This window comes from Hymenobacter citatus, assembly GCF_014333615.1.
GTDB classification, from domain to species: domain Bacteria; phylum Bacteroidota; class Bacteroidia; order Cytophagales; family Hymenobacteraceae; genus Hymenobacter; species Hymenobacter citatus.
Genome location: NZ_JACSCY010000025.1, coordinates 20,126 through 46,215, shown reverse-complemented (window position 1 = coordinate 46,215; position 26,090 = coordinate 20,126). Strand labels below are relative to the sequence as shown.

Genomic DNA, 26,090 nt, shown 5'->3' with positions numbered 1-26,090 from the left:
ACTCTTTATTGCTTCGACTTCGCACAGCGTTATGTTCTGTTGACTTTCTACACAGCTTCCGTATGTAAAGGGGAAGCTGCTGCTGCGAAGCCATCAGTAATTCAGCGCTGAACGCAACGCATCTGGAAAATAACCGGGAGTAGACAAGCAGTTAGGGCGATACATATACCGCATCCGGTCCACTAGCCTGACCGCCACTGTATAAGAGCGACATCATGTTTGCTGGGCTTTTTTCCTTTGTGGTGGTCGCCGCTAAGCCTGAAAATCAAATCGCACCGTAAGTTCTGAGGTTGCTGTATAGTAAACTGTTTACGTGAATACTTACAAGTGTATCACCCGTACTCTCGTATAGCAGGCAGGTTCATGCTTCTTCATCCAAGCTCCTTTTTTGAAAATTGCTGCTGGGCGGCGGCATACCCGAGGCCGGCAGCACTACTTATTTAACTGCGTTTCATTTTTTGCCTGTATGAAAACCCTGCTTATTGTTCTGGCTAGCCTGTTGCCCCTGTTGGGTCTGGCGCAGCAAACGCCGCCTGCCTACCAACTCAGCACCCACATTCTCGACATCGGCCGCGGCCTGCCCGCGCCCGGCGTCACGGTGCGTCTGGAGAAGTATGATGGCGCGAAGAAAACCTGGAGCCAGGTAGCGGAGAAGCAAACCGATGCAGCCGGCCGCATCGGTGATTTCCTGCCCACCGCCGGCCAGAAAACGCCCGCCACCGGCACCTACCGTCTCACCTTCCTCACCAAGCCCTACTTCGCGGCGCAGCAGCAAACCTCGTTCTACCCTTTCGTGGAAGTGGTGTTTGAACTCACCGACGGCGCCCACTACCATGTGCCCATTACGCTGTCGGCCTTTGGCTACTCCACCTACCGCGGCAGCTGAGGTGGCTGACGGCCGCGGCCACCTCAAAACCCGTGACACCAAGGTGCTCTTCGGCGCGGGCTTCAGCAACGACTGCATAGTAGATGCTACTGCCTGTTTTACTGGCCCCTGTATTGGCCATAGAACCGGGGGCGGTGCGCACCGACACGCTGGCTACCGTGCTCACGCCCGAAACCGGAAAGCGCATACTGGCGTTTGCGAACGGCGGCGAGCAGACGCCGAGCCAGGGTGTTAATTCATTAAAAATAAGTAGCTTACATTTTTTTCTGTTGCCAACTTTCATGCTTGACCTACTCGTGAAAAATGCGCGCCTCGACGACTACCAGGCCAGCGTAGACATCGGAATCGTGGGCGAGCAGATTACGCTGCTGGAGGCCGACATCACGGCCCCGGCCCGCGTGGTGCTCGACGCTGAAAACCAGTTTGTGTGCGCTGGCTTCTACGAAACGCACATTCACCTCGACAAGGCCTGCATCCTGAGCCGCTGCCCGGTGCAGGCGGGCGGCAAGGAGGAGGCCTCGCAGCTCACCAAGGAGGCCAAAAAGGATTTCACCGAGCAGGACGTGTTTGCCCGAGCCAGTCGGGTAATCGAAATGGCTATCAAGAAAGGCACCATGGGCCTGCGCACCTTCGTCGAAACCGACCCCCGCGCCGGCTTGCGCTCGTTGGCGGCCCTCAAGCGGGTGCGGGAGGTGTACGCCCCGGCCATCGACATTGAACTGTGCGCCTTTGCTCAAGACGGTCTGACCCAGGAAATGGCTACCTACGAGCTGCTGCGACAGGCTCTGCAACAGGGGGCTGACCTAGTGGGCGGCTGCCCCTACACCGACCCCGACCCCGACCGCCACGTGGAATTGATTTTCGACTTGGCCGAGGAGTTTGAGGTGAACGTGGACTTTCACCTTGATTTCGACCTTAACCCCGCACAGTCGGGCATCCCCAAAATTGTCGAGCAAACCAAGCAGCGGGGCTACCAGGGCCGCGTGTCCATTGGGCACGTCAACAAGCTGAGCGCCATGCCCCCGGCCCAGCGTGCCGGGCTGGTGCAGCTGCTGCTGGAGGCCGAAATTGCCCTGACCGTACTGCCTGCTACCGACCTGCTGATGATGGGGCAGGAGCATACTCACCTCATTACCAGAGGGGTAGTAAACGCGCACGAATTGCAGGCGCAGGGCTTGCTTACCACCATTTCCAGCAATAACATCCTCAACGCCTTTACGCCCTACGGCGACGCCTCGCTGGTGCGCATGGCCAACCTATACGCCAACGTGGCCCAGCTTGCCACCGACGACGAAATCCGGGCCACTTACGAAATGGTAACCACCAATGCCGCCCGGCTGCTAGCCCGGCAGGCTCGCCTGCAAGTGGGTGGCCCGGCCACATTTGTGCTGCTGGAGGCCTCCAGCGCCACTGAGGCTATCCGCACCATCGCGCAGCCGCTGCTGGGCTACAAGAACGGCCGGCCCACGTTTACCAATCCGAAGGCCGTACTGTATCCAGCTGTCTGAGCCCTACTTCCCCTGCGGGGGGTAGGACTGACAAGTGCCCCTCGGCCCAACCTACTTCTTCCTTTATGCCCACCAACCTCCCCCTCACGCCCACCGACCTGCCCCACCTGCGCCAGTGCCTGGCCCTGGCCGCCGAAGCCCTGCACGCCGGCGACGAACCCTTCGGCTCGGTGCTGGTGGGCACTGACGGCACGGTGCTGGCTCAGGCCCGGAACCGCGTAAACGAACTCAACTCCCTGGCCCATCCCGAGTTGGCGCTGGCACAATGGGCTGCTGCCCACCTCGCGCCCGACGCCCGCGCCGCCGCCACCCTCTACACCAGCGGTGAGCACTGCCCTATGTGCGCCACCGCCCACGGCTGGGTAGGCCTGGGCAAAATCGTGTATCTCGCCTCGGCCCAGCAGCTTACGCACTGGCTTCAGGAGATTGGGGTACCGCCCGGGCCCGTGCACATGCTGCCGGTACAACAGCTTCTTGCCGATGCCCAGGTAGCAGGCCCCGCCGAGGGCGAGCTGTTGCAGGCCATTCGGGCCTTGCACGTGTCCTATCATACGCGGCCGAAAACGGCTTAGCAGCCTGAGCCAGGGCACCTTGCTGAGGCGCTCTTATGCCTGCAGAAGCGGATAACACGGCTTTCCGTAGAAGTACAGCGTGCCCACGTGGAGTGCTATGCAGGTAGCGCTTCGGTACGCGGTAAAACCTAGGCGGATTATCTACCAGCAGTAGGGTAGGGCGGGTGCGCCAAATGTGAGTATGCGTCGGACACTGGCTCAGGTTAAGCAAGCTGTGGCCTAGCGGACACTGTGTACTCACGATATCAAAGTTTACACTACTACGAACGAATCGGGGCAGCCCACGGCCAGCGGGCGGTGCTGGTCGAGGTAGGCGCGCATGGCGGCCACGGCGTGCTGGCCGGTGCTGCGGCGCGCGTGGCCCAGGTGGGAGGGCACGGCCTGCCCCGTCACGAAAGCCACCAAGTAGGTGCGGGCCGGGTCGAGCAGCTGGCCACCCACGAGGGCGCGCTGCACGCGGCTGCCAGCGGGGTTTTCCATCTTGAAGTACACCTTCAGTCCCAGGCCCCGCTTCACGTAGCCGCCCCGCTGGCGCAGCGCGTCGGGGCTGTAGGTGCTTTCCAGGTTGTCTTCCAACAACTGGTGCAGCTCGATGCCGGTCAGCTCCACGGTTTCGATTTCGGGATCCATCGGCACGATGTGGTAGAGGTCTTCCAGGCGCACGGGGCCGGGCAGCACGGGCGCGCCGTAGCGCCAGCCGTTGGACAGGTACACGTCAGCCGGTACGCAGGCGCGCAGGCTTTCGAGCAGGAAGTCGTCCATCGGCGCATTCACCGAGGTGCCCCGGTGCAAGGCGCCGCGCACAATGCCTACCATCTCGCGCAGATACGCGTACGGGAGCAAGGCTTGATCAATGAGGGCCTGCACCACCGGATCGGGGGCAATGTCGGCCCCAATTTCCCGTAGTTCATGGTCATACGCGGTGATGCGGCCTTCCTCGAGTGTGAGGGTGAGCCGGCCGGCAAAGGAACCATGCGAACCGGATTGCATCACCAGGCAGCGGCCTACCCGCACAGGCTCGTAGAGCCGGTTGTGGGTATGGCTGCTCAAGCACACATCGATGCCTTGGTGGCGCGTCAGCAGGTCTACATCCTGGGGAAAACCGCAGTGGGAAAGCAGCACGACCAGATCGGCCTGCTCCTGCTCGCGCAGCCGACTTACGCAGCCGGGTAGCTCCGCGTCGCCGGTAGTGAAGCGCAGCCCCTGGCTAAAGTGGGCGGGCATATTGGTGCCTACAGCAGGGCAGGCCAAACCAATTACCCCTACCCGCCGCCCGCCGACTTGGTAGACCCGGTAGGGAGGAAAAGCCAGTTCGCCCGACTGCTCGTTGTACACGTTGGCGGCCAGCAGCGGGTAGTTGAGCTGCGCAAGCAGCTGCTGCAAATGGGCCGGGCCGTAGGCAAAATCCCAGTGGGCCGTCATGCCCGCAATATCCAACTCGCGAAGAATGGGTAGTAGAATCTCGCCCTTGGTGCCTACTACCGGCCAGGTGCCGTGAAAGGTGTCGCCCCCGTCGAAGAGCAAGCTGTTGGGAAAGAGGGCCCGCCACATCCGCAGCGTGGTGGCCAGGCGAGCATACCCGCCGCAGGGACGGTACTCAAAATCGTCAGCCCCAGGAAACAGCTCCTGGTGCAGGTTGAGGTAGCCGTGTATGTCGTTGAGTTGGAATAAGGTAATCGTAGTGGTGGGCATGCGGCAAGGAAACTCTCGGGGAGAAGCAGGCTGATTGGGGAAGGGGGGTAGGTGAAGCGGCGGGCGTCAGCGGCTTTCCAGCAGGTAAATAGTTTCGGTGGAGGCCCCGGCCCCTACGGTGCTTTGCGCCACACTAACCAGACGCCAACCCTGGGCGTATAACTTATTGATCGTGACGGACTCAGCTTGGTGAATATCCACTGCGCCTGCCGGGCTGGGACCTTCCTTGCTCACCGGAATATCGGGGAGGGACTGCACCTGCCGGCGACCATTCGGCTGTATAATGGTGATTTCCGCCCGGTTTGAATTACCTGGCCGGCCGCTGCCTATCACCATCAGGTAGCCCGCCGGAGCGACTTCTTTTGGATAGGACGCCAACCCAGCGCAGGCCAACAGGCCGAGCACACAGCACAAAAAGACTTTTTTCATAAGGATAGAAAGCTATTTTATTTGAGAAGCGACAGGAGCCGCAGCAAGCCGCGGTGCGCCCGCCGAACAAAACGTTACCTTGTTTCTGCCTGCAAGTGCCAGGCGTTCATCGCTTTGCTAATGCTGGCTCAACCCGCAACAGCCTGGGGTGGCACCTGCTCTCACAGCGGTCCAGCAGCTTCGGGCTGATACAAAATGGCTTCTATTGCGTATGTAGCCGTGCCTTTTGGCAGGGGCCACTCTACCTGGTCGCCTACCCGGCAGCCGAGCACAGCGGTAGCCACCGGAGCCAGAATCGAGATTTTTCGGCGCCCCACATCCGCGTCCTTGGGATACACCAACGTGATTTCCAACTCTGTCTTGCTTTTCAGCTCCCGGAGGCGAACCACCGAGTTCATCGTGACAACATCTGGCGGCACGACTGCTGAATCAACCAGCTTGGCGCGTTTCAATTCAGTATCCAATGCCCCCACAGGCTGGTCGCCGCCGACTTGACGCTCCGCCTGTATTAGAGTTACTAGCTTAGCATGGTCCGCTTTCGTGATATAGATGGGCTGCATGTGTATGTTGTAAAGAATAAGGTGAACCAGGGGTGATTTACTGTTAAGCAGGTGGTTGGTGGTGTGAGTCCGTAGCCCCGGTAGCATAGTGCAACTGGCTGTGCTCCAGAAAATAAGCGACTGCGGAGCGTCTCTAGCTCACCCAGTCGCCGGCGGCTTCCGGTTGGTGCAGAACTGCTTCAATCCAGTAGCTGGTTGGCCCTTCCGGCGTACTCCACCGGACCTGGTCACCCAGCCGGCAGCCCAGCACGGCAATGCCCATGGGCGTCAGCACGGATACCCGTTCCCGGGCTTCGTTCGCCTCCGACGGGTATACCAGCGTGAAGTACCGCTCGTCGTTGGTTGTCGCCCGCAGCTTCAGGCGGGAATTCATGGTGATGACATCAGGAAGAACAGCGTAGGAATCAACAAGATGCGCGTGCTTGAGCTCCTGTTTCAGCACCTCTATCAGGTCGCTCATATCCGCTGGCTGCTCCTGCTGCACCAGGTTGGTTAGTCGCTCATGATCCAGCTTCGTGAGATAGATAGCATGAGCAGAAAGCTTGCTGTGCATGGCGTTAATCGTTTAGGTAGGGATGGGGACAGCGGCGGAAATGGCGGCCCGAGTGTGCAGCGGTGGTAGGGCTTCAGGTGGGCAAACGATGAATAGCCCAAACCTATACGGCACGGGTACTGCCTGCTAGTGTAGTACCCGGGCCATCTGGGTTCAAACGGCTTCCAACCAGAAAAACGCGCCGCAACCTGATGCAGATAGGCTAGGCAACGACCCGTATAAAGGTCCCGCCCCGGCATGAGAACGAGATGAGAAGCACATGAGAAAACATGAAAAAGCCCCCGGCCAGGCCGGGGGCTAACGGTACAGATGGCCGCCACCCTGCATCCGTTAAGAAGGATGAATAGGTAGCCAGACCTCCGCTACGGTACCTTGGTTAGGGACGGAAGTCAACTCGAGCCGCCCGCCGTGGCGCTGGATGATGCGTTGCGTCAACGGTAAGCCCAAACCGTAGCCCGGGCGGCCCTGGGCCCCGGCCGACCGATACAGCGGCTCGTAGATGTGGCTGAGCTCTTCCGCAGAAAGGCCGGGGCCCTCATCGGCTACCGCCAAGCGTAGGGTGGTGGCATCGGCATACATCACTTCCGTGCGCACCGGCCCACCAGAGTATTTACCCGCATTGTCAAGCAGGTTGAGCAGCGCGGTCGTGAGCAGCTCGGCGTTGCCAGTCAGCATAAATAGGTGTGCTTCGGGGCCAGTGGGTACGTTGCGGAAGGAGAGGTGCCACTCGCGGTTGGGGTACTTGGCCCGCGCCAGCGCCAGGGCGTGGCGGAGACATTCGTCGAGGCGCACGGGGGTAGCGGCCGGCAGGGCGCCGTCCACCTTCGCCAGGTTAAGCAACCCATTGGTCAGGGCGCTGAGGCGGCGGGCGGCCTCCAGGCTTTGGGTCATGCTCTGGCGGGCATCAAACAGGGTAGTATCGTATTCGAGCGCCGTTTCCAGGGTGCCAACCAGTCCTGTGAGCGGCGTGCGCAGCTCGTGCGAAGCATTGGAAAGAAAACTCTTCTGCGCTTCAAACGCCTGTTCCAGACCGGCCAGCATCGTGTTGAAATCGCGTGCGAGCTGGGCCAGCTCATCGCGACCGTTGCCTTCTGCTAGGCGCAGCTGCAGGCTACTAGCTGAAATGCGCTGCGCCTGCTGGCTGATTCGCGCGAAGGGCCGCAGGGCACCACTGGCGAACAGCCAGGCAGCGGCCAGCGTGAGCAGTAGCGCCCCACTGTTAGCCAGCAGCAGCAGCCGGCCCAGTTGCCGCTGCTGTGCCCGCCCCACTTGGTCCTCGGCCGACACGAAGATGCGGTAATACCCTTGGGCCCTACCCTGCGGATACGCAAAGCCAATGGTTTCGAGCGCCCCTGTAGTCGGATACCGCACCAACTGGCCCGCGCCTACGCTGGCGAGGCGCCTTCGGTTAGCCGCTTGGTCGATGTGGTCGGCGCTGCTGTAGCGCAGGGTAGTGTCGGGGCCGTAGAGGCTGATTTCTTCGTGGGGTAGGGTAAGCAGCACTTCCCGGCGCAAACCGCGCAGCCGGTTTGTTTCCGGCGCAAGCCGGGGTACGAGCAGGCGCCCGGCCAGCGTGGCGCTATTAACCAAGCGGTGTTGAAAGCGCTGCGCCCGCATGGTGGCATTAAAGTAATAGACGCAAGCGGAGAAGCACAGCTGGATACCCAGGGCTAGCAGGGTAAAGCGCACCATCAGCTTATTTCGAATCAGCATGTTCTCACGTATACAGGAGCCGTTAGGAGCGAAAATATACGACCCGTTGGTTAGTCTGGCCAGCCAGGAGCCAGGGCTTTTTGCACTCGCCTACCGTATTTATGCTGCGCTACTGAATAGCGGTAGGCGTCGCGTTGAGGGCCAAAACGAGCGAAGCGCCCTACTCAATCAATTCGCATCACGTAGCCCATCCCCACAACGGTATGAATAAGCTTCGGCGTGAAGCTTCGATCAATTTTTTTTCGCAAGTAGCCAATGTATACGTCAATGATGTTAGTCGTGGTGTCGAAATCCACTTCCCATACCCGCTCGGCAATGTCCACGCGCGACACGATGCGTCCCTGGTTGAGCAATAGGTGCTCCAGCAGCGAATACTCGCGGGTCGTGAGGTCAATGCGTTGCCCGGCGCGGGTCACAATCTTGGAATCTAGATTCAGCTCCAGGTCAGCCAGACGTAGGTGTTGCGGGGTACTGGTTTCGGCATAACGCTTGGTGAGGGCCCGTACCCGCAGCAGCAACTCCCGAAACGCGAAGGGCTTCACCAAGTAATCGTCGGCCCCGGCAGCAAACCCCGCTTCTTTGTCGGCCAGACTATCCAGGGCCGTAAGCAACAGAATGGGTACCCGTTGCCGGCTGCCGCGCAGAAGCTGACATAATTCCACCCCGTTGAGGTAGGGTAGGTTGACGTCCAGCACCACAATGTCGTAGGGCTGCTGCTGGTAAAGCGACCAGCCCGAGCGTCCATCGTAGGCCACTGTTATCTCATATCCCTCGTGCTTAAACCCTTTCTTCACAAAAGAGGCTACCTGCGGGTCGTCTTCTACCAGTAAAACTTTCATATGAGGGCAAGATAATCAGTTGTAGCAGGTAAATTAGGACCTATGCAAAGCGCGAAGCAGAGTGCGTGAGTTCGCGGCGTAAATAGGTATTGAGGAGTCCCTGTTTGCGTTGATAAACGGTGGTTTCACTGAACTGTATTCTCTATAGAGAACCAAAAAATTATAACGTTTACCGAGGTCCCTTCAATAAAGGTTATAAGCTTGACTGTAGCTAAATACCAGCTGTTTTTATGGCTTCTTGGCAAAGGCACGGTATTGCTGTACGAATTCTCGAGCTTCCCGTAAATTCTCCGGATAGGGTACATAGTTCGCCGGTATTGCCACGTGCTTCGTAGGCTCCGCTACCGGGAAGATATGCTCATAGTAGAACCCCTGCTCCACTAAGTACTGTGCGGTATTCCACTTCTCGTCCTCTCGCTTTTTCGGCGGCCGAAAGCGATGTGGCAAAATAGTTAAGGCTCCGGCACAGTGGGGACACTTTAGGGGGCCAACGGCGCCGTAGGGTACATTATAGGCGTTCCGACAAGCAAAGCACACATGTTTGGCACCCATAGAAAAACAGATAGAACTGGTAGGAGAAAAATAGCGCTACTGATCAGGTAGCTCTTCTGTAGTGGGCAGCCGAACCTGACGCTTAAAGGTAGGATCGGAAACCCCAAGCGCGACAAAGTTGACTTGTGCTTGGCGTAAACTCACCTGATTAGCGCCACTCACGAAGGTGGGTTCAACCGCTTGCACCGGATCATCCTCCCAAAAGCAAACCGGGCAGATGATATATTCTCCTGTTGCGGGCTCTTGAAAGGTGTGATAGTGACAACACGGACAGGGATAACGTCCAAACTGATTAGGGGCTAACGACATCTAGTAATATTTGCACTCCTCTAAGAGCGCGCATATAACTACCATTATGTCAATCAACTATTTCAAGAACTAAAGGAGGACGGATATTAGCATGGACTATTGTCAAAATTCTATTCAAGTAAGCCTTTCTATATTAGCGAAGGGATGAAATGACCCTACGCTCCCACCGGGGCTGTTTTGGAAGATTTTTTCCGCAACCAGTGGCGGACCGGCTCATCATACCATTTCAAGGCCGCATAGGCCAACACGATTGCCCCAAGCAGAATGAGTAACGCGTAGGGCCATGCCTGCTCAAGCGTGACGCCCTTATGATTGCTGATCCAGGCCACATAAAAATAGACCAGCGGGTAGTGCACCATGTACAGCGGATAGGAGATCTCCCCTAAGAAGGTACAGAGCTTGTTCTCGCGTTGTGTCGACAGCACGCCACTGGCACCCAAATAGACGATGAGCGGAAACACGAGGATGATGCATACCGACTCATAGAGCCCGTTCAGCCACAGCTGCTCCGCGCCGCCAATGCGCGGCATGTACAGCACGAGCGCCACGAGCAAGCTGCACCAAAGAAAGGCGTTTTTAATCCGCGTCGGCTTGGCTACCCGACACAATAATAGACCGGCAAAAAACGGGTACATCGTACGGGTAAGCCCAATGCGGACCTGTTCCACATTCAGCGTCCAGCCCCCACTCACGTCGCCATGGGAGATGGCTAGGTGGGCTAGGGCAATAGCCGAAAGGCCGACGAGAATAGTGAGTGCCGTGTTGGAAAACTTTCGGATCCAAAGAGCATACAGCAGGTTGGCGATGTATTCGAAGAACAGGGACCAGCCCACACTATTGAGTGGGTGCATCTCCTCCCACCCCCGGATATCCAGCGACAGGGGCACGGGTAGGATCGTATAGCCGATCAGCAGCACCAGCAGCAGCTTCCAGACGGGAACCGTATGGATGAGTGGCCAGATGGTGGAATCTGTAAAATAGAAGCCGAGAGCGCCCAGCGTCATGCCCAGCACGACCATGGGTTGCAGCCGTTCAATCCGGCGTTTGCTAAAATTGCCTACGCTCATTTTCGGCCAGCGCTCATCATAGGCGTAGCCGATCACAAAGCCCGACAACAGAAAGAAAAAGTCCACGGCCAAGTACCCGTGATTGACCAGGATGTCCAGATGCCCGGTTCCTAAAGGCTCGGTCAGGTGAAAAGTGACCACGATGATGGCCGCTACCCCGCGCAGGCCGTCTAATATAGGATAGTGGGGCTTGGGAGCCAACGCCTGATCATTCGTTACTACCATTGGCTGTACATACCATAAGTTAAAACGGGCGCAAAGTATAAAAACGGCTGCATCAGTTCCTTGCCGGACAGTAGCAGTCTGTAAAATAGAGAAATAGCCATAGCACGCTTAGGCCGTTGAATTATCCCGTGCTGCTACCAGAACGTAATTCATAGCAGTGGTTAGCGGTCTTATAAGTAAAGATTATGTTCAATAGAGCAATCTATAGGTTGGTCACTGCTACGTCCATAGATACTGACGCACCTTAATTAAGCGGATTAGCATCTGAGTATCCTCTTCGTACTGTTTCTTCGTCCAGATTGGATCTACCTGTTGCTGCCGTTCTACTGTGCTCCGTTCTTGCCACCACTGATGCAATGCTTCAAGCTCTTGCTTGGTGTGCTGGGTCGCTTCGTTTTCCTCCCACTCGGTCGCCGTGAACAAGTGTTCCTGCTCAATGCAGTTGGTTAACAACTGGAAGCAGGCGTGAAGCATCATCAAGTCATTGTCCACCCAGCTGTCACCAAGAGTGGTAATGGGTAAAAGATTACCTGGTTGCATAAGTTAACATAGGTTGCTTTTTTGATAAGACTATTAATTAGATAAAAGTAAGAAATAGGCCTATTCATCAAATCAGGTGGTTTCTGAGAAAAGTTGCTTAACGTAATGTTGCTTCTCGGACAAGCCTTGAAATAATAGTAAGTTTATTCCTCTACCTTTTACTTTTATCTATGGTACTTTCCCTTTGTATTGCATTATGAATAGCTGCATTTATCGAGTTACCTTTCTTCTGTTCCTTATACTCCTTAGCAGCGTAGATCTCTATGCCCAACAGGTCGGTAAGAGATCGTCAAAGCCTTTCAAAAATGCCGATACCATCTTGCTGACTACTGGCGATAGCGCGCATGTCGCTTTGCAACGATTCAGCGATATTCTCTTGCAACAAGGCTATACCATCCATCGCCTCGATCTTAAGTTACTCACCCTCGAGACGGCACCACAACAGCTTATACCTGCTTCCTTTGATTATGGCTTAGAGGAATGCATCGTACACGTTATCACTTCTCCCAGTGCACACAGTACGCTGACCATTATGAGCCAATCACGCCAGACTGCATCAGATACAATAGGCGAGATAGAGAGCCGCTATTTACCTGACGAGGAGGAGCCACAAAGCCGGCTGTGCTGTTTTACTAGTGCACAAGCAGCGGCTAAGACTTATCCAGGGGGGAAAGTGAAGTACATGATTCGGTTTAAGCCTTAGCAGGGCGCATGGTGAGAGATCTAAAAGCTTATAACATTTAGTAAAGGGACTTCGGCAGACGTTATTAGATGCACTATAATTATCCGTTTGCTTGCCTATTGTAGTCGGAGTTGTTGAGCAAGAAGGCTTCTGTTTATGCCATATCGAGTAAGAAATATAGTCTTCAAAAACAGATATAGAAGCCACCCCCTCTCCCATGGCATTTCCTAAGAAAAAGTCTCGAACAATTACCATAGAAGGCATCCAATATATTTGGTTGGTAAGCCCGAATGATGGCTTCAATGTTTTTGTCGCCCAGCAAGCAGGTTGTCAAGGCCGCAAGATTGAAGTCTATTTTGATACGGATATCAACGCCTATTGGGTAGCGTTCCCTCACGTTAGCCAGTTGAACTTACAGATTATTAGACCAAAAGAGGCAACTCTAATTATTCAACAAGCACGGCAACTAGGGTGGGAACCAGAGCAAAAAGGAAACCCCGTGGTTTATGATTGGATAGGAGAAAGCGTAATCCCACGAAAACAACCAGCTAGAGCATTTATTGTCACTTATTGAATCGATGCAGCGCTTTCGTCAGGGCTTAGTATATAGCTTCAGTATAAGCTTATCAATTTCTTCGTGGGCCGTATCGGCCCAAGCCCAAACGGACAGACCACTGTCTGTCCGGCGGCCGCAGGTGCAACGAGCGCAGCCAGTGGCTGGCTCGTACGAAGGGGCATTGGCTGGTAAATATCGCATCCGAATGCAACTCAGTACTCGGGATTCCGTCCTGACTGGAGCGTACTACTACGTGCGCAATGGCCGGCTACTGGACCTCACGGGCGATGTGGCACCCGACGGAGTGGTGGCGCTACGCGAATCAGCGGTTTTTGATACGGCATCAACGGGCCGGTTTGAGGGGCGCGTACAGCCTGACGGAAAGCTGATAGGCAGTTGGCACAACGCGGCCGGCACTGTCCATCTGCCCTTTGCGCTAGCGCGCGTGGGGGGCACTACCCCGCCAGCGGTTACGCGGGCACGAGTCGGCGCGAAAACGTATTTCAAGACCTTCACCATTCCCCTGCCCATGGTGCCCGATGTCGGCATGAGCAAGCTGTTGGCTGAGTATTTTTCCCTAGAAAGCCTTATTAGTGAAACGCCCATGAGCTTGCGGGACAAATTAGCAGATGAGCAGGAAAACGGCCTCCACTATGGTCCGCAAACCCTGGGCTACGACGTGGGCTACAATGCGCAGGGCATACTTAGCATTACGACATCATCAGAGGGGTTGGGCGCCAGCGTGTGGTATGACTACCGCACACAAACGCTGGATCTGAACACGGGCTTTCCGGTGGTCGTAGCCGATGAAATACGGCCCGAGTTGGTGCCGGCATTTCTGGCGCTAGGTCAGCAGAAGCTACAGGAAATAACGCGGCAATACGTACCGACGCAGGAAGGTTTTCTCCAACCGGATGATGTAGCGGGCGTACTGGGTCAAACGTTTTCCTTAAGTAGCACGAAAGAATATACAGTGTCGTCAACCGGTCTGCTCTTCGATCATCCGGTGAGCTACGACAGCCTGTCAAACTTCGTTTGGAAAACGCTGAGGGGCAACTTTCAAGTAACCTTCAGCCACGCTGAACTGGCCCGCTTTCTTAAGTCAGACAGCCCATTGCGGCGGTTGAAATAAACTCCGCTTCCTTGTAATGTCTATACTCATACGGCGTTATGGGGCACTGCTTACTATTGCTAACGGGCTAATTTGATAAGAGAGTACAGAATCTCTATCGGCTCCTGCCTATGTTGGTGATATTGCATTTGTGTGTTGCACATACGAACAATACAGAGCATACTATCAACATTTACAACATCTCCAACATTTACAATATCATGAATATTGAGAATACGTTATGCATCTTATGGTTCGTGTTGTGAATACTGTGTATGTTTACTCGCAAGCTTCTCAACACTACCAATACGATGCAGATACTAACGTTTACAAATCGAAAGGGAGGAACAGGCAAATCCACTTCGGCATGGGCCGTTGCGCACTGTCTTGCTCATGATGGGTACCGGGTGTTACTTGTTGATGGTGACCCACAGATGAATCTTACGCAGGCACTCCCAACCAGCTCACAGGACAAAAGCCTGACCCAGATACTTGATGGCTCCCTTGGCTTCCCACAGGCCATGCAACAGGTAGGCACTAACCTGTGGCTGATACCCGCTTCTCCATCGTTGGCTGCTGCTGAAAAGTTGCTGGGTACCGATGCCATGTATCCGTTGGCGTTCAAGAACCTGGTAGGCGATCTGCGCAAGCTGGTGGACTTTGTGATTTTCGATACCGGGCCCAGCCCCAATTCGGCCCTGGCCATGGCAGCGATTACGGCATCAGACCAAGTCTATATTCCTACAATGCCTGAGTACTTTGCTTTCAACGGCTTAGAGTCACTACTCGACCTCATAAGTCGCATTCAGAAAAACTTCTCACCCAACCTACGGGTAGGAGGGGTGTTTCTGACGAAATACGCCAAGAACTACCGCAAAAGCCTGCATCACCAGTTTGTCGATGTCATGCAACAGCACCCCAACCTGGGGGCCCATCTGATGGAGTCTACAATCCGTGATAATGTCGCAGTAGCCGAGGCTCAAGTCAACCAGCAGTCATTGTACGAGTGGGCCCCTCAATCTGCGGCTTTGCAAGACTACGAAGCGCTTACCCAAGAAATTCTACGCAAGAAGTAATGTCAAAACTGAAAGTAACCCTTGGCCATCTACTCCCAAAGCCCGCCCAATCGGTGGACGATCTTCTTCTGGGCAACTCACCCTCCCCGCAAATCGCGCCCACACCCGAGCCAACAGCAGGTGATGACGCTAAGATTCGTTTTACCAATGCGTTACCACCAAACACCTTCCGTCGTTTACAACAGTACACCTTCTGGTCGCATGAGACCATCGGTGACGTACTAAACGATGCGTTGCTGGCCTACCTAGACGGTAAACCTGAAGCAGATCGAGAAATCCCGGCAAAGCAAGCGAAACGTCGTCGATTGCCCCCGATATAGAAGGTAATATGGGCTATGTCGCGAAGGTACGGTATACTATATAACTCACTGATTTATAGGTTATAAACCCACAGTATCAGAAAGTATAAAAACGCACAAAAACGCGCGGTGTAAAATTGCGCTTGTGTGCTAATTTATACTCATCAGGACTTGTTGAACCGCTACAAAAATGACGTCAAAAAAAGCTAGCTAGCTTTTACTACTTGTTACTATATTAATAGTATTATAGGTCTCATAACTTACAGTATAACAGACGTTTAAGGGCATCAATCGCTACAAAAATGACGTTATGCGCTACAAAAATGACGTCAATCAGCTACAAAAATGACGTCGATCAGCTACAAAAATGACGTCGATCAGCTACAAAAATGACGTCAATAGGACTTCAACCGCTACAAAAATGACGTCACTTCCATGAAGAGTCCAGCCAGCAAGATTACAGCCGTTGTTGCACAGCACAATGCGCTTGTGAATGCCCGATTTAGCTTCGCTCCCATGCAAATGCGGCTTTTCATTGCCCTACTCACACGCATTGATTTCAATGACGAAGAGTTTCAGCCTCAGTTCATTCCGTTTGAGGAGCTATTGCACTCCAAGAGCAAGAAAGGTGGCTCCAGCTACGAAGCAATTGCTGACATGTGTCGTGATATCACAAAATTCACGGTGCACATAGAAGAGCTGGATGAGCAGACTCGGAAGCGAAAGAAGAAGCCCGTGTATCTCAACCGACCGCTTATGGCGCAAGCGGACTACCACGGCGAAATGGGCGGGGTGGTGGCTAGCTTCAACCCACTGATCATGCCCTACCTGCTGCAGCTTCGAGAAAGCGGCAACTTTACCACGGCCGAAGTAGAGCAGCTACACAAACTGAAAAGCCCATATTCGCTTCGCATCTACTTCCTGCTCCGTGAGTATGGCGATTTTGGCAAACGGACTATGACGCTAGAACAGTTGCGGTTTGCTTTAGACATAGATGAGAATGAGTACCGTGAGTTTAAGAACCTAAAAGCCCGGGTACTCGACAAAGCACAAGACGAAATTGCCACAACGGATATACCATTCACCTACAATGTAGAACGCAGTGGGCGTTCTGCGAAAAGCATCATCTTTTCCTTTCCTCCAACGGGAACCGCTACAATTATGACGTCCATTGCGCGTCCCGTGTGGCAGCAGCGTTTGATAGAAAGTGGGGTGGGGAATCGTAGTATTGCCACCATCGAAGCGCAACTGAGCGCTGGTGAATACGATGAGGGGTACGTGGAATACGTGATGCGTGTTGTGCAGAGTCAGTTCCGTAAGGGCAAGATCAAGAAGCCCGCTGGGGCCATCTACAAAGCCCTGGTGGAGAAGTATCTTCTGGAGGATTACGCTGCTTCTCAAACGCCTCGGCAACTGGCAAAGAAGGAGCTGCCCAAGGCTACTGAGAAAAAAGAGGAGGTGGCTTTTCGGCTAAGTGAAGTGCGGGAGATGTATGACAACCCCGGACCCTACGCGCTACGTCAGAAACGAGCAGACACCTTCGAGCAGCATCTACAGCAGGTTTATCTACAGGATGGCTTCAGAATAGAAAAGCGCGGGCAGGAAGACTGGCTGGTAAAGCAGAGCTAAGGCCGGAACCTGGGCGACAATAGCCCTAGAAAGCTAGTGACTACACTTCCTGTGGAAGAGCCTAGTAATAGAAACACGGCGCAACTCGTTCGGTAGAAGTAGCCGATTTTGTTCAATGTATAACCCACTAAACATTGGTTGCTACATCCCAGCCTCACTCTACCTATATCCGTGGCTTTTGCAATTATTTGCGTTACTAAAATTACGAGTCGGGAGCTGGCGCAGAGCGTCGCCCACCATAATTACCGCACGCAGGAAAGACCCAACGCGGATCCCAACTTGCATTAATTGAACCGGGAGCTGATCAACTACTCCCTGCGCAGCTACTCATTCACGAGGCGTCACCTAGTACTTGCGGAGGACTTGGCGCACTTCGGCCGCGGTAGACAACTCATCAAGGTAGGGGCGGGCCATTGTATCTTGTCGGTACTGTGGCCGGCCGGTGCGGTCGGTGCCCGCGAGGCGAAACACGTCCGTGGCGTAGTGGGGTGCATGACCGTAACCGTGCTTGTCGGTCCAAGCCACGTCTTTGAGGCTACACTCCTTCAACGCCAGTAGTTCCAGACGCCCGTCGTGGTCTACATCGACAAAGAACAGGGACTCCAGGTTAGTCAAATCACCCATATCTCCCAGCGCCAGAATCTGCAGGGCGTACGTATTAGGGCGGTAGGGGTCCAGTACCAGCAGGTCCGTGCCGTACACGTTCTCGCCCTGGCCCCGGGTAGCGAGGAATAGCTGTTTGCCAAAGGTGCTGGGTCGCCACGCGTAGGTCAGTAGGTGGTCTGTGGCCGCCAACGACAGCGGCAGCACCCGGCGCAGGAAGTGCGCATCTGTTTCGCCCGGACGCCGCTGGGCCAGTCCTTGCTGCCGCGTGTGCGCTTCGAGACGCTCGGCCTCGGTCTGCCGTAAGGGGGCATTGGCCCCGGTTGGCTCCAGAATCAGCCGGAGCGCTACTCGCACGGGCCGTCCCTGGTGCTGCCCGGGTACCAACTTTTGCAGGTTGCCTAGGCCGGCAGTCAGCGCTACGTCGATGGTGGGGCTGATGTGCTCTTCCACCCGGTACCCCCTCACGTGCCCATCTTTGTCCACCACCAGCACCACCACTATGCGGCTGTGCGGCGGGAGGTGCTCGTTGTCGGGCAAAATAAAGTGGCTGAGTGCCTCTCGGCGTAGCCGGGGCAAAATAGCCTCGCCATTGGCGAAGGTGGGCATCTGCTCGACCTCAGCGTAAATCGGGTCCTCTCCGGGCGGCGGGGTGGGCGGAAAGGTTTGAGGCGGGCCCTGGCCCGAGAGCGTTGGTGAGAAGTGTAGTGTCACGCGTACAGGGCGGCCGTGTAGGCGGCCGGGCACAAACCGCAGGCATCGCAGCGTATCCAGCATGGTGGAATCCACCCCGGGGCTGATTTGTCCGCCCAACTCGAGGCGCTCCACCGCGCCATGTCGGTCGGCGCGGGCGGCAGCGGCCGGCACCGGCGACAGAATGTCGAGCCAGCCATCCCGGTCCAGGTCGGCTAGGCCCAACTCTTCCAGGCCAGTGAAAGGCGTGGTGACGTGGTAGGCGAGTTCGAACCGTGCCTGGCCGTCGTTGAGGCGCACCCACATGTCCTCCCCAAAGTTGGTTAGTCACAGCTGCCTTCCTTATTCAGCTCATATCCTTCATAAAATATATCCTTCATAAAATACTACTAGTCAGAGAGACATCTGATTGGATGGAAACACTTAGTTGAAGCGGCGCTGGTGCTGGTAGCGGACGGGACGGGGAAGGGCTGGTTCATCGCTTCTTTCAGCAAAAGCAACAGGCTACTGGGACGATGTGGTCACATGACGGTAGGACTAGGGCAGCACCTGCGCTTACTAGGCCATGCGCATGCTGGGATCGACTCGATTTGTTTCCAACGGGAGCAGTAGATTCCGGTTCTGCCTCTGCGCGTCACCCTCGGATGGCCCAATAGCGAAGTTGAGAAGAGCGTAGTTCTGTGGCGTGGGAGGATACTTGCTTACTTGGTAGCACAAGGCCCGTCCTCAAACGGCTGGTGGTGGGAGGAATGCGGAACGGTAATGCCCAGAAAACTCACTGCGCGTCAGCGCAGATCGAAAACTACCCCGCCCTCTTTCCTGCTAGATCCAGTCTATGCGTCAGAGAAGGGAACGGGGTAGTCAACACCTGCTGTGCCTTCGCCAACTACGGTTACGCTGTCGGCGGGCAGCATGCGTCTACGGACGACTTTATTCCTCACTGGTTGCTCTCCAGCAGAGCCAGCTATGCTTCAAGTCGTGCTCAAAGATACGCATGAAGACAGTATGAGTTTAGTTGAGTCATCTTTCGTGGAGCTAGCGTGAGGCGAGCGGCCTTACGGTGGGCTTAGTTTCTGTGCGTTGTTCGGCGCCATGCATAGCTGCCCACGTAGTGGGCATGAGTGATGCGACTGGGGCAAAAGCTAAGCTGAGGCAATGGCAGCATAAGTCGCTTTAATTTCAGTGACAAAATACAGTAAGCTGCTGAGTCCTAGCAGCACTAAGCTCAGTACTCTGAGACAAACTAGAATAGAAGGCCGGCATTCTATGGGTTTGACCATAAGTATGTTGCGCGGCGCAACCGCCCTGCAGTGAGGTGTGCAGATCAGCTGCCATCCGTGTGGTGCCGATCTGCACATTTCAGATGGGGGCAGATTGGCACACTTCCTGTGCTGTGCGAAGAAGCAAATTCGTAGTCCTTCATCCTTTTCCTTTCTAATGGCCCTTGCTCTTGATACCAGAAGCTCGCCTGCTTACAAAACCGACGAGTCTCTAGCACTATTTTATCAGATGTACCAGGATACGCTCCCCGTTCTACGTATCATGGTAGCGGAAAACCCTACGGCGCTCCAGCTTCTTCTCTTCTTGATCGAGAAGTCTACGAAAGCGAATGTGTGTGTCGCCAATCAAGCGCAGCTCAGCAAAGGGCTCGGCAAACACCGCAATACTGTTTCCAAGGCGGTGCAGTACCTGAAAGAGAATAAGTTGATCCGGGTGGACAAACTTGGCACGACCAACCAATATGTACTGAATGCCCGTGTCGTCTGGCAGGGAGCTTCGAACCAGCGTCATCAGGCCCCTTTTGCCGAGGAAATTGACTCCGTTGGCAAACAGCAGCATGCGAAGAAAATGAAGGAACTCTCTGGGCGCCTCGCACGCAAAGCTCAGCAACAGGAACAAGCGAAGATGCACGAGAAGCCTCTGCGGCAGTGAGGCCCGAAAAGACAGGCCGTGCCTGGTCTGAAACGGACTTTGACTTTCCGGGACCTGTAGCAAGCAGTAGAAAAAAATTAAAAAATTTTTTTCTACATCCGAGGTTAGGGCATCCCCTCCTGACTCCCCCCCATCGCTCGCAGGGGGAAACCAGAGCGCACGAGACGGTTGCCCATCGATTTACCCACCACCCGTGCGTGGCAACGCCGCATCCAGCCTTGGATGCGGCGTTGCCACGCACGGGTGGTGGGTAAGTTTTAGCGAGAGTGAAACTCACTCCATGCCTGCGAAGAACTCTGGTAACGTCAACTGATGGATATCGAGGAGCCTGAGTAAACTCTTCAGGGTGAGGTTACTACCCTTTTCGTGCTTGCCGTAACTCACGCGGGGCAGGTCGTGCTCAAAAGCAAAGGCCTCATATGATGTGTAACCTGCTGCCAGGCGTAGCTGCCGGAGACGGGCCGCAATTTTCTGCAAGCGGGGATCAAGAGGGAAGGCATTCATACTAGCCGGAAATTCCGGGGAAAGCCTCTAAAAAGTAACCTTGTATAATAAACATACTATAAAAAACATATTATAGTATGTTCTGATTTGCTCGTAGTTTGCGTCTTTGGTTGCCTGGCCCTGGATTTATCACCCTTACATTCGCTACCGTTTTTTATGGTTACTGCTTCCTCCACCTGTGTTGCGCAAGTACGCACACCGAATGGTCCATGGTTCGTCAGCCAAGCGGTCAACTACCACGGATTTCTCGTGCAAGAGCGTCGGTATGGTGTAGGTGCTGTAAAAGCTGGCCGGGAGCTGGCGGAGAAGCCTCTGACTTGGGGAGACTACGAAGAGTATGCGGATTACTGGAGGCCGTTTTTACACCCGCAGCTAGCGCAAGCAGCCGGCGTAGATGCTGCGATGGTCGAGCAGGATCTTCGGCGCTATGGCAACCGCATCTTTGAGCTATCGTCACACTGCTCGTTGTTTTTGCGCTGGGGAAACAATGCGCAGGGCTACTACGTGGAGCCTGTGCTGGAACCAGAATGGACTGCGGATACAGCTGAGTTGGTAGCCCTCACGCCCCATACGTGTTGGAAGACGGGCCAGACGTACTATCAGTTCTCGTCTTTACTTACGGGCTATGAGGTGCATTGTATGCTGCTACCTGCCGAGAAACATCTTCTCCCCAGTCATACGCAGGAGCAGGGGGAAGAAGGAGAGTGGCCGGGATACTACACGACCGATCTACCTAGGCTACAGCAGCTGCTTGCCCGCGAGGGGAAGCGGGCGGTGCTTGCTCAAGAACACACCACGTATTATGTAATGACAGTAGTTGATCCGTCCCAACAGAGATTTACCGATTCCGTGCAGCATTTCGCGACGAGGGAGGAAGCGCAACACTGTTTTGATCAACTCCCCACGGCGACGGACGAAGCGATACAGGCAACGGCCTTTCCACGCGCCCGGTTGTGTAGCACGCAAGTCTTATTAGGGAAAATAGAGTTTATCTATAATCACGCTGAGAAAAGGCTTCCGCCATTAGGTCTCCCCTATTATCCATTCATGGACTATACGAAACCAGACTACCTGAAGCCTTCGACCGGGCCAGCGGAAGGGAGCTTGGCCGCCATGCAAGCCATACGTGATAGCACTGCTTTGGCGCAGGCCCCGAAGGCAACACAGTCTGCGTTAGCACAGTACTTAGGCATGACGGTTGTTACTTTGCAGAAGCGGCAGCGGGAACCAGAAACTTGGCGCCTGCATGAACTTCAGCGCCTAGCAACACTGCAGCAAGTGCCTCTCCCGGAAGTGGTGGAAGGCTTTTGTGCTAGCGCCCCGGAGCAGGCAGTTAAGCAGCAGGGTAGACGGAGTAAGAAGTAAGCGACCGTATTGCCTCCTCGTGTCTGACTAGCTGGTTAGAGAAGAGACTAGACTGCACCTGCAAAAGCGAGTTGTAGCGAAAGGTACTTGCTGCACAATCTTCGTGCAGCCTTCGGCAAGACGCCATGAAATATATGCAGTAGTTGAGCTGCAAGTAATCGTACGAGCATTGTCGACTTGCGTAGCAGTTACCTCATGAAGTCATGGTGACAAAGATAGGCGAGCATAGTTTCATGAGATACAGCAATACGACAGCTTAAACAATGATTTGGAGAACGCTTCCCGAGTGCCAGCTTGTCACCGGAAAAGTCCGTTTTACGGGACGGACGAGACAGGCGAGACAGCTGGCACAAACCTAGATAGGTAGAAAGGCTGACAGAGAATTTTACTTATACCGTCACCGGAATCTGATTAGCAACCCGAATGGTTTCGTAGATGGGTACTCCAGCCAGAGAGGTGATGGATACTGTAAATGCGTACGGCACCTGTTCGCCTGACTTGTCCCATCCTTTGTGAGCAGTTACAGCAAATAGCAAACGGTCACGGGAAAGCTCATATCCTTTGACAAAAGCCCAGTCTTTCTGCAGCGTGTTATTCTGGCGGCGTACCCCTCGTGCACTGCCTTTACTTGTTATAGTAGAGCCTATCTGCCAAAAAATACGGTTTGTCCCCGCGCCGGTATCGGTAGTGTCATCTTCGTAATCTGGATGCAGCGTTACATCCACCTTGCCTAGAAATTCCTCTAAATCTTGCCCAAGGTCGGCCGCCTGCCATTGTAGACGTGTCGAAACGTAGTTACGTAAGCCTTGGCGGGTGCGACGAGGGCGAGCCGCGTAAGAAAGCGTAACATCTAACCGATACAGCGTTTCATCGTCCAAACCCGCCAGTTGGTTGAGTCGGACTTGGTAGAGGTGGGCGCTACCTGCGCTGAGCTGATCTTCCGTGATAAAGGTAACCCGGGCGTCAGAGTTTTGCGTTGCGCGGTCTTTGTCGGGAATGCCATATCCCAACGTTCGCAGATGAAATAGTTTTTCGGCTTGCGATTGTTCTTCCAGCGCCGTTGGCCACTGTGCTGATTGCGCAATCAATGCCCGGTACAAGAGCGTGCTGTAGTTTGGCAATACCCGCTGCAAAACGGCGGCAATGTGGGTGACTTTGGGGGTGGCAAACGAAGTTCCCGGCTCTGTGCGTGTTACGGCCGGGTGCCCTCCCAGCGTAGAGGTGACAAGCTCAGGCAGCGCTGTGGGGATGTTATACACAAAATCCCCGGTTGCGGTCTGTACCAAGTCACCGCCGTATTCTACAACATCCGGTTTGATGGAATCCCACAGGCCAAGGCCGCTGCGAGAGAAGGCGGAAGGAGCTTGAAATTCGCCGAAGGACGTATGCGTGCCCGTATTAATTCGCTCATAGCTAACGGAGCCGACCGTTAAAGCCTGCATGCTCTGCGCTGGATTGCCGATTCGAGACGTAGGCTCGGCCAAGTAATGCGGATAACTTCGGCCGGCGGCCAAGTGCTGAGCAACACTAAGACGCACCGGGTGGCTGCCGTCGGCGCCGATGTTGCCGGCGCTAGTAATAAACAAGATGTCATTCTCAAAGCTCAGCTGATCTAGCTCGGCAGCCCACGAAGACATATGCTTTAGGCGGCAGGGACCAGGCGTTTGAACCGAGAGATTAAACAACCGCGTGCCAGACGGCATAAAATCGTAGACAATCCGGCGCATTATCTGGGCCGGAAACATGTCGGGCTCCATGCTCTTGCCTGCGTTCAACACCCGCGCGTTCTGCAACCATGCCACCGGTTCCACGGTGCCCGAAGCCGGAATGCCATCAGGAAAAAGCACGGCTCCGGCAACGCGGGTACCGTGGCCGCCATTGGGAACCATATCGGCAGTGGCAATAACTCCAGGCAGATAGCATCGGGCAGCGGCAGCATCGACGGCGGGTTGCAGTAAGCGGTGCCCCGCTTGCATGCCGCTGTCAATGATACAGACGCTGGGTGCATTGGGCGGAGGCGCCAGCACTTCTACATCATAGTCGTGCACAAACCGAGCAGACTGATCGTCTGCTTCTACTTCCCAATCCCACTCCTCAACTGAGAAGGTATAGGGAAATTGCGCCAGCTCTTTTACCCCGCGGCCGGGTATGAACAGCTTATAATTGATTGTATCTGATTGCGGTAAGGGTGAGCCTTGAATTTCGCCGCCGTAGAAGCGTACCAACTGTTCGAAGCGGCTAATTCGACTGTAGCCTTTCTCTAGCCACTCATCATTCAACCGGTCCCACTCTTCTTCCTGCTCAGGCGTGGCGTTTGCCGCAAGGGGTTCGGGCTCGGTAGCTTCGACAGCTACGGCGACTTCCACCCAACACCCAGTCTCTTGATCGATAGTTTCCCACCGGTCCAGCAGGCTGAACGACACCACCCGGTCAAGACTTTGAGCGCGAGGAAGTATATCCCACAGCGCGGCTACTTCGCCGATGGCTTTGCCACGCAACAGTGTATTAAGGCGTTGATTTAGCTCTGGAAAGTCGGCGGAAGTGGCTACACCAATAATATACCCATCAGGCTCTACAGACACGACTTCGATGCCCCAACGCCGCAGCGTTTCTTCATCAAACGCTTTGGGGTCGACCTGCAGAAAGAGGGGTACTACCTGGGCAGTTGCACCTTCATTCTGAAACCCTTCCTCCGCTAACCGCTGCAGTTCGGCCTCCCAATCAGCCCGCACGGTTTGTAACCGACGGCGTAACGCTCCGCCGTGCAGCCTCGGATTTGCTAGGTTACGACGGGTATGTGCCGCTAATTTTTTACCAAATTTCCCACTGTATTTATAGGTTCCTTCGACGACTCGAAGGAAGGATAGATGCTCGAACGGAGGCATTTATTACTTATTCGTTTTCAATAGTAGATAATTCCTGAAACGCTTGCTGAAGATGGCCAGTAGTCAGTTCCGGGTCGAGGGCTAAAATACATAACTTAGCTGCGTCCTGGGCTATTTTAACGACCTGAGCCGCCGATAAGTCTATTAATTGTTTGGCAAAAGAACCTAGATTTAAGCCACGGCTTATGCGCATTGCGCCTAATGTATTGCGCAGCAGCTGATCAATCTCTGGCTGACCGGGTCGCGGAATGCTGAGGACCTCGTCGAAACGGCGAAACAGGGCTTTATCCAAGGCGTGCTCCAGATTGGTGGTGGCAACGAGTAGGCCGGGAGCCTGGTAATCCTCCAGGAGAGAAAGCAGCATGTTGACCAAGCGAAACATCTCGCCGACGTCCTGTCCATAGGTACGGGATTTGGCAATAAAATCGCATTCATCTAGCAATAGCACACAAGGTTGGGCTTGGGTAGCCTCAAAGAGGGTACGCAGGTTGTTAGCGGATTCGCCTAGAAAAGAGGAAATAAGTGTATCGAACTGCACCTTGAAGAAGGGCAGCCCGATATTCCAGGCCAAGCGTTCGGCCCCCATGCTTTTGCCGCAACCCGGAGGACCGTAGAGAAGAATTTTCCGGCGCGGCGTCAGGCCGTACTCGGCCAGCCGGTCGCGGCTTACATACTCTCGCTCTATACGGGCAAAGCGGCTTTCTACTTCGCCCGGCAATATCATATGATGTCGCAACTCGGGCCGTGGCACTTCCTTCAGCAGCGGCTGCTGGTATCGGCGGCTCAAAGGTAACTCAGTCAGTTGGGACACGGCCGACTGGGTGCGTCCCGGCGTGGGCCTGGTTCGTTCGCTGCTTCGGGGATGGGCTTCAGCAGCGTGCAGCAGGCCTTCTAACTCCATCACTAATAATAAGTGGCCCTTACGCCGCTCATCTTCCACAATACCCCGCGCTACGCTGAGCAACTCCGGGCTCGGACGTTGCTGGATGGAGCGAAATAAGCGTTTAAGAGTATCGGATTTCATGAGCTATGCGCGTATAACTGCGTTTATAGAGTAACAACAACGCATCGGATTGTGTCGCAATCTAGCGCGAAATCGGGTAGTATTTTCAATGCAGTAATAGGCTCTGAGACACGGTGTCAGTTTGTAGCGATAATGCGTAGGCCGAGAGAAGGTTACTACATGAAATACGGGCGGAGTGATAACGGCCGCTCAATTGAGCTAGAGGTTTGCTAATTGGCCTACACACCGGCGGAACAGCAGACAGGCAAGTTCAACAAGCGGCGCGTGGGCTTGTTGTCTATCTTTT

General features: G+C 54.8%; 24 protein-coding genes. 11 read left to right on the top strand and 13 right to left on the bottom strand.

What is annotated here, in order from left to right; genetic code table 11:
• Window positions 1–466 precede the first annotated feature (466 nt).
• From uraH to H8B15_RS20060, 3 genes are all read left to right on the top strand, one after another.
• Window positions 467–886 (top strand): hydroxyisourate hydrolase, encoded by a 420-nt coding sequence (gene uraH, locus H8B15_RS20070; RefSeq protein WP_185284508.1) that lies wholly within the window; start codon window positions 467–469, stop codon window positions 884–886.
• Between the two features lie 281 nt (window positions 887–1,167).
• On the top strand, window positions 1,168–2,394 hold the full coding sequence (locus H8B15_RS20065) for an amidohydrolase family protein (RefSeq protein ID WP_187321433.1): 1,227 nt from the start codon (window positions 1,168–1,170) through the stop codon (window positions 2,392–2,394).
• A 65-nt stretch (window positions 2,395–2,459) separates the two neighbouring features.
• A complete protein-coding gene (locus H8B15_RS20060; RefSeq protein ID WP_185284510.1) occupies window positions 2,460–2,966 on the top strand; it encodes a nucleoside deaminase in 507 nt (168 codons plus the stop codon).
• Window positions 2,967–3,218: 252 nt separating this feature from the next.
• Here the strand turns inward: H8B15_RS20060 and H8B15_RS20055 are convergent, their stop codons facing one another.
• The 9 genes from H8B15_RS20055 to H8B15_RS20015 form a co-directional block, all read right to left on the bottom strand.
• Window positions 3,219–4,658: a bifunctional metallophosphatase/5'-nucleotidase gene (locus H8B15_RS20055; protein WP_216859221.1), complete on the bottom strand. Its 1,440-nt coding sequence runs from the start codon at window positions 4,656–4,658 to the stop codon at window positions 3,219–3,221.
• A gap of 66 nt (window positions 4,659–4,724) precedes the next feature.
• Window positions 4,725–5,087 carry a hypothetical protein gene (locus H8B15_RS20050; RefSeq protein ID WP_185284511.1) on the bottom strand — a complete coding sequence of 121 codons (363 nt, stop codon included), beginning with the start codon at window positions 5,085–5,087 and terminating at the stop codon, window positions 4,725–4,727.
• Between the two features lie 161 nt (window positions 5,088–5,248).
• A complete protein-coding gene (gene rnk / locus H8B15_RS20045) occupies window positions 5,249–5,647 on the bottom strand; it encodes a nucleoside diphosphate kinase regulator (RefSeq protein WP_185284512.1) in 399 nt (132 codons plus the stop codon).
• A gap of 133 nt (window positions 5,648–5,780) precedes the next feature.
• Complete coding sequence (rnk, locus tag H8B15_RS20040) at window positions 5,781–6,200, bottom strand: nucleoside diphosphate kinase regulator (RefSeq protein ID WP_185284513.1); 420 nt, start codon at window positions 6,198–6,200, stop codon at window positions 5,781–5,783.
• A 330-nt stretch (window positions 6,201–6,530) separates the two neighbouring features.
• The gene (locus H8B15_RS20035) at window positions 6,531–7,913 is read right to left on the bottom strand and encodes a HAMP domain-containing sensor histidine kinase (protein WP_185284514.1); all 1,383 of its coding nucleotides are present in this window, start codon (window positions 7,911–7,913) and stop codon (window positions 6,531–6,533) included.
• A 164-nt stretch (window positions 7,914–8,077) separates the two neighbouring features.
• Window positions 8,078–8,752 carry a response regulator transcription factor gene (locus H8B15_RS20030; RefSeq protein ID WP_185284515.1) on the bottom strand — a complete coding sequence of 225 codons (675 nt, stop codon included), beginning with the start codon at window positions 8,750–8,752 and terminating at the stop codon, window positions 8,078–8,080.
• A gap of 588 nt (window positions 8,753–9,340) precedes the next feature.
• Window positions 9,341–9,613, bottom strand: coding sequence for a CPCC family cysteine-rich protein (locus tag H8B15_RS20025; RefSeq protein WP_185284516.1), 273 nt, complete (start codon window positions 9,611–9,613; stop codon window positions 9,341–9,343).
• A gap of 155 nt (window positions 9,614–9,768) precedes the next feature.
• The gene (locus H8B15_RS20020; RefSeq protein ID WP_187321432.1) at window positions 9,769–10,905 is read right to left on the bottom strand and encodes an acyltransferase family protein; all 1,137 of its coding nucleotides are present in this window, start codon (window positions 10,903–10,905) and stop codon (window positions 9,769–9,771) included.
• 219 nt (window positions 10,906–11,124) lie between these two features.
• Window positions 11,125–11,445 (bottom strand): hypothetical protein, encoded by a 321-nt coding sequence (locus H8B15_RS20015; RefSeq protein ID WP_185284518.1) that lies wholly within the window; start codon window positions 11,443–11,445, stop codon window positions 11,125–11,127.
• 196 nt (window positions 11,446–11,641) lie between these two features.
• On the opposite strand from H8B15_RS20015, the gene H8B15_RS20010 reads away from it, so the two are divergent.
• From H8B15_RS20010 to H8B15_RS19985, 6 genes are all read left to right on the top strand, one after another.
• Window positions 11,642–12,148 (top strand): hypothetical protein, encoded by a 507-nt coding sequence (locus tag H8B15_RS20010; protein ID WP_187321431.1) that lies wholly within the window; start codon window positions 11,642–11,644, stop codon window positions 12,146–12,148.
• 196 nt (window positions 12,149–12,344) lie between these two features.
• Window positions 12,345–12,701, top strand: a complete 357-nt coding sequence (locus tag H8B15_RS20005; protein ID WP_187321430.1) for a hypothetical protein — start codon at window positions 12,345–12,347, stop codon at window positions 12,699–12,701.
• A 187-nt stretch (window positions 12,702–12,888) separates the two neighbouring features.
• Entirely contained in the window at window positions 12,889–13,815 is a 927-nt protein-coding gene (locus tag H8B15_RS20000; protein WP_187321429.1) for a hypothetical protein, read from the top strand.
• Window positions 13,816–14,069: 254 nt separating this feature from the next.
• On the top strand, window positions 14,070–14,870 hold the full coding sequence (locus H8B15_RS19995) for an AAA family ATPase (protein WP_187321428.1): 801 nt from the start codon (window positions 14,070–14,072) through the stop codon (window positions 14,868–14,870).
• Entirely contained in the window at window positions 14,870–15,190 is a 321-nt protein-coding gene (locus H8B15_RS19990; protein WP_187321427.1) for a hypothetical protein, read from the top strand. The genes H8B15_RS19995 and H8B15_RS19990 overlap by 1 nt, the downstream gene beginning before the upstream one ends.
• 414 nt (window positions 15,191–15,604) lie before the next feature.
• Entirely contained in the window at window positions 15,605–16,798 is a 1,194-nt protein-coding gene (locus H8B15_RS19985) for a replication initiation protein (RefSeq protein WP_187321426.1), read from the top strand.
• 345 nt (window positions 16,799–17,143) lie between these two features.
• On the opposite strand, the gene H8B15_RS19980 is transcribed toward H8B15_RS19985, so the two are convergent.
• Window positions 17,144–18,400 carry a hypothetical protein gene (locus tag H8B15_RS19980; protein ID WP_187321425.1) on the bottom strand — a complete coding sequence of 419 codons (1,257 nt, stop codon included), beginning with the start codon at window positions 18,398–18,400 and terminating at the stop codon, window positions 17,144–17,146.
• A gap of 1,131 nt (window positions 18,401–19,531) precedes the next feature.
• Between H8B15_RS19980 and H8B15_RS19975 the strand changes: the two genes are divergently transcribed.
• Window positions 19,532–20,026, top strand: a complete 495-nt coding sequence (locus H8B15_RS19975) for a helix-turn-helix domain-containing protein (protein ID WP_187321424.1) — start codon at window positions 19,532–19,534, stop codon at window positions 20,024–20,026.
• Window positions 20,027–20,299: 273 nt separating this feature from the next.
• Here the strand turns inward: H8B15_RS19975 and H8B15_RS19970 are convergent, their stop codons facing one another.
• Window positions 20,300–20,530, bottom strand: a complete 231-nt coding sequence (locus tag H8B15_RS19970) for an XRE family transcriptional regulator (RefSeq protein ID WP_187321423.1) — start codon at window positions 20,528–20,530, stop codon at window positions 20,300–20,302.
• Window positions 20,531–20,686: 156 nt separating this feature from the next.
• Between H8B15_RS19970 and H8B15_RS19965 the strand changes: the two genes are divergently transcribed.
• Window positions 20,687–21,895 (top strand): hypothetical protein, encoded by a 1,209-nt coding sequence (locus H8B15_RS19965; protein WP_187321422.1) that lies wholly within the window; start codon window positions 20,687–20,689, stop codon window positions 21,893–21,895.
• Window positions 21,896–22,284: 389 nt separating this feature from the next.
• Here H8B15_RS19965 and H8B15_RS19960 read toward each other — a convergent pair whose 3' ends face one another.
• Both H8B15_RS19960 and H8B15_RS19955 read right to left on the bottom strand, forming a co-directional pair.
• Window positions 22,285–24,780 carry a S8 family peptidase gene (locus H8B15_RS19960; protein ID WP_187321421.1) on the bottom strand — a complete coding sequence of 832 codons (2,496 nt, stop codon included), beginning with the start codon at window positions 24,778–24,780 and terminating at the stop codon, window positions 22,285–22,287.
• A gap of 7 nt (window positions 24,781–24,787) precedes the next feature.
• Window positions 24,788–25,804 carry an AAA family ATPase gene (locus H8B15_RS19955; protein WP_187321420.1) on the bottom strand — a complete coding sequence of 339 codons (1,017 nt, stop codon included), beginning with the start codon at window positions 25,802–25,804 and terminating at the stop codon, window positions 24,788–24,790.
• Window positions 25,805–26,090 lie beyond the last annotated feature (286 nt).